2 protein-coding genes and 1 pseudogene are annotated in these 1896 nt (G+C 71.3%); 1 reads left to right on the top strand and 2 read right to left on the bottom strand.

The annotated features are described in order from the left end of the window. Positions 1-338 (bottom strand): annotated as a pseudogene (locus FUT87_RS29255) (ABC transporter permease); the annotation flags it as partial. Between the two features lie 345 nt (positions 339-683). Beyond that, on the bottom strand, positions 684-1244 hold the full coding sequence (locus FUT87_RS23295; protein WP_186830721.1) for a LysR family transcriptional regulator: 561 nt from the start codon (positions 1242-1244) through the stop codon (positions 684-686). Between the two features lie 84 nt (positions 1245-1328). On the opposite strand from FUT87_RS23295, the gene FUT87_RS23290 reads away from it, so the two are divergent. Beyond that, on the top strand, positions 1329-1896 hold a 568-nt coding region (locus FUT87_RS23290; RefSeq protein WP_255511986.1), incomplete at its 3' end, for a TSUP family transporter.

The raw sequence follows: 1896 nt of genomic DNA, 5'->3' as shown, positions 1-1896 counted from the left end.
CAGCGCCAGCACCACCGTCATCGACGTCGCCAGCAGCGCCAGCGGCAGGGTCAGGGCCAGGCGCTCGAGGATCAGGTCGGCGACCGGCGCGCCGTAGGCGTAGGACAGGCCGAGGTCGCCGCGCACCAGGCCGGCCAGCCAGGCGAGGTATCGGGACCATGCGGGCTGGTCCAGCCCCAGTTGGCGCGCCAGCGCCGCGACCGCTTCGGGCGTGCCTCGGGTCCCATGATCAATTGGGCGGCGTTGCCGGGCAGCCATTCCAGCGCGCCGAAGATCAGCGCCGAAGCGGCCAGCAGCGTCAGCAACAGCACCGCCAGGCGCTTGAGCAGGTAATTCATCGCGGGCGGGATCATAGGCGCCGCGTCCGCGACGGCGTTGCCCCACACGGGCGGACGCAACGGCAACTGGCGTGCCCGCCGCGTCGCATTTTTTTACAGTTCCGAGCGCGGATTTATCAGATCAACGGAAATCTCACGCCGGATCAACGGCTTGGCGAAGTGGCCCGGCTTATGCATAGGGGGAGGCAGGGGAGAACAACAGCCACGTGCATCGTCCGGGAAGGGATCGATCATGAAGCCAACAATGATCCATGGGCTCGCCGCCGCCGCGGCTCTCCTCTTCTGCAGCCAGGCGCAGGCCACCGCGGTGGTGTTCGGCGGCCTCAACGACACCACGACGCTGCTCTACACCAGCACGCTCGACGGCGCCACGCTGTCGGCCACGGTGAAGTTCACGCTGACCAGTTGGTCCGCGACCACCGCCACGTCCGCGACGCCGTCGTGCAGCGCCTGCAGCGCGGCGTCGCTGGGCATCTCCTGCAGCTCGAGGTCGATGTCGGGATGCGCAGCCAGGAAGGGCCCCAGGCGCGGCGGCAGCGCCTCGACCACCGCCGCCGTGTTGCCCAGCAGGCGCACCGTGCCGCGCAGGCCGTGCCCGAAGGCCGACATCGCGACATGCAGCGAATCGAGCTCCGCCAGCACCCGGTGGGCCTGCCGCGACAGCGCACGGCCCGCGTCGGTGGCCACGGCGCCGGTCTTGGCGCGGTCGAGCAGCCGCACGCCGACGCGATGCTCCAGCGCCTTCAAGCGCGCGCTGGCCGCTGCGAGCGACAGGCCCATCGCCGCCGCGCCCGCGGTGATCGACCCCTGCGCCACCACCACCTCGAAGAGCTGCAGGTCGAAGGGATCGACGCGGTAGTCGATCGGTCGCGCGGCGGCGAGGGAGCGGGTATTGGCGGCGGTCATCAGGGCCATCCTCTTGCAGACGCGAAGGATATCCGCCGCACATCGAGATCGACAGCGCCACGGCCGGCCCTGAAGATGCGCCGCATGCAGTCGATCTCCTTCGCGGCGCTCGCGCCATGGCTCGGCATCGGGCTGGTCTTCGTCCTGGCCGGTGGCGTCAAGGGCATCACCGGCATGGGCCTGCCGACGGTCGCCATGAGCCTGCTCGGCCTGTGGATGGCGCCGGCGCAGGCCGCCGCGCTGCTCGTGATGCCCTCGCTGGTGACCAATGTCGCGCAGTGCCGAGGACCGGCGGGACGGGAGCTGGTCGCGACGCTCTGGCCGATGTGGACCGGCCTGGTGCTCACGACCGTCTGGAGTCCGGACCTCGCCACCCTCGCGCCGATCGACGCCCGGCTCCCGCTGGGCGCGATCCTGGTGGTCTACGGGCTGTGGGGCCTGCGGAAACCGGTGCTGCCGCGCGTCGCGCCGGGCGCGTGGTGGGTCGGCCTGGCCGCCGGACTGGCGACGGGTGTCGTCACCGCCGCCACCGCCGTCTTCGCGCTGCCGCTGGTGCCCTACCTGCAGGCCCTGCGGGTGGACAAGGACACGATGATCCAGGCGCTGGGCCTGTCCTTCACCGTCGCGACGCTGGCGCTGGCCGCGCGGCTGC

It is taken from the genome of Mitsuaria sp. TWR114, assembly GCF_007997345.1.
Note: the sequence above shows the minus strand (reverse complement) of the source record. Positions and strands in the feature narration are given on the sequence as shown.

Bases quoted from the DNA above. Each gene is read 5' to 3' on its own strand.
- FUT87_RS23295 (WP_186830721.1), bottom strand. From the start codon at position 1,244: ATGACCGCCGCCAATACCCGCTCCCTCGCCGCCGCGCGACCGATCGAC.